This window comes from Oleiphilus sp. HI0079 (assembly GCF_001635105.1).
The window spans coordinates 1-509 of record NZ_LWFT01000342.1; the positions used below are offsets into that span (position 1 = coordinate 1).

The 509-nt window shown below is 49.9% G+C and carries 1 protein-coding gene; it reads left to right on the top strand.

Translation table 11 applies throughout. The annotated features are described in order from the left end of the window. Positions 1–100 precede the first annotated feature (100 nt). Positions 101–509, top strand: a 409-nt coding sequence (locus A3750_RS04665; RefSeq protein WP_156498403.1) for a glycosyltransferase, incomplete at its 3' end; no start/stop codon positions are given.

A 509-nucleotide genomic window follows, 5' to 3' on the forward strand; every position in this document is an offset into this window, starting at 1 on the left:
CATCCTTCCCTCCCTTGTTCACGGTATTGTCACAACACTGAAGTCGAACTGTCACATTTTCTGATCAACGTATGCGCATAGCCCTTAATGAGAGTGCACTATGAGCTTACAACGCGTGTTGATCGTGACAGAAACCTACCGCCCGGAAGTGAACGGTGTAGCTACCACCCTCGGTCACTGGGTTGACGGAATGATTCGTAAAGGTATTGAGGTAACGGTAATACGCCCGAAGCAGTCTAAAAAAGATCTTCCGATTAGCGGGAGGGTCTTCGAACGCGAAGCGGAACTGCTTGTTTTCGGACTGCCTATTCCCGGGTACTCGGAGCTAAAGTTTGGGTTGGCTAGTAGTAGAAAGCTGAAAACGCACATCGAACAGCTACGTCCTGACGCAGTATATATCGCGACAGAAGGGCCGCTTGGCTTAGCGGCGCTGAGAGCTGCCAACGCCATTGGCGTAAAGGCCGTGACCGGTTTTCATACGAACTTTCAGAGTTATTCCAGATTTTACA